General features: G+C 35.1%; 1 protein-coding gene. It reads right to left on the reverse strand.

Annotation, left to right across the window (positions count from 1 at the left end; translation table 11 throughout):
• Window positions 1–338 precede the first annotated feature (338 nt).
• A protein-coding gene (locus BLP68_RS21245) for an IS3 family transposase (RefSeq protein ID WP_091547762.1) occupies window positions 339–1510 on the reverse strand; the annotation gives its coding sequence in 2 pieces (ribosomal slippage) (window positions 339–1246 and window positions 1246–1510; 1173 coding nt in all).
• Between the last annotated feature and the right edge of the window lie 71 nt (window positions 1511–1581).

Genomic DNA, 1581 nt, shown 5'->3' on the forward strand with positions numbered 1-1581 from the left:
TGGAGTGGTATAGCCTAACTGGACACATATAAATGTACATTGCTCCTGTTTACTTAAAATTACAAACTTAATTGAAATTTTTCTAATTTATCATTTTTAATAAAGTCCATATAATTCTTTTAAAGTTATTTTTTACCATTTGGTACCGTCAATTAACTAGTAATTAGTTATAGGGTCAACTTAAACATATATTTCCAACTAACCGTTTGCTAGTGACATTGAGCCTCTGTGGCTATGGTTCCAATCTTTTGAGGCATCTTATAAATTAATAAAGATTGGCCTCTTATCAAGCCTACCATACCCACACTCAATGTAAATAGTTCGCTACGCCAAACTAATTATGCAGCTTCTAAAGCTTGTTTTTCTCTATGATATAATTCATATTCTATGGGTGACATATAGTCTAAGCTACTATGACTTCTCTTAGAGTTATACCAGGTTTCTATATAGTTAATTATCTCTATTTTAGCCTGTTCACGGGTATTAAAACGTCTTCTATGAATTAAATCTTTTTTTAGGGTGGCAAAAAATGATTCCATACATGCATTATCATAGCAATCACCTTTAGCACTCATGCTTTGTCTTATTCCATTGTTTCTAAGTTTATCCTGATAGTCATAAGCTGCATATTGCGACCCTCTATCCGAATGAAATATTAAGCCTTTAGCTGGTCTTTCATGGGAGATAGCTTGCTCTAGGGCATTAATAGTTAGTTGTTTAGTCATTCTACTGCCTAGAGCCCATCCTACAATCTTTTTATGGTATAAGTCTTCAATAGCTGCTAGGTAGAGCCAACCCTCCCCTGTTGAAATATAGGTGATATCACCAACCCATTTTTGATTTTTAGCTTGGACAGTAAAATCCTTGTTTAATAGATTAGGGGCTACGGGGTAGTTGTGATTAGAGTTAGTTGTTGCCTTGAATTTAGATTTCAAAGCACTAAATAGGCCATTCTCTCTCATCAGTCTTCGTATACGGTTTTTACTAGCTTTTATACCTTTTTTATTTAGTTTTCTTTTGATTCGTCTATGTCCATAGGTGCTATCGGATTCATCAAATATTTCTTTGATATGAACAAGTAGTTTAATGTCTTGTTCTTTGCTATGACTTAAAGGGCGGTCCCGCCAGTCATAAAAGGCGCTCCTGCTTACTTCTAAGGTTTGGCACATCTTCTTGACGGAAAACTCGGAGCTATGTTCTTTGATAAATAAATATTTTACTTCACGTCTCTGCTGAAGATGCCCATAGCCTTTTTTAGGATGGCAATTTCCTCCTTGAGATCCTTATTTTCTTTCTCTAGTCTTTTTTGCTCTGCATCTGCTGGTCGAAGTTTACCTTTCCCTGGGAAGGCATCTTCTCCATGAAGGCTATACTGTTTTACCCATCTTCTAATACTTGTAGGGGTAACGCCAATATCTTTGGCTACATCAGTTGGTTTTTTGCCTAATTCTGTAACAAGCTTTACTATTTCTTTCTTATAATCTTCAGTGAATTTATTTTTATTACTCATAGCTGTAACACGTCCTTTCTAGGTTTATTATAGCAACCTTTATACGTGTCCAGCAAATCTAATACACTCTA

This window comes from Alkaliphilus peptidifermentans DSM 18978 (assembly GCF_900101495.1).
Classification (GTDB): Bacteria; Bacillota; Clostridia; order Peptostreptococcales; family Natronincolaceae; genus Alkaliphilus_C; species Alkaliphilus_C peptidifermentans.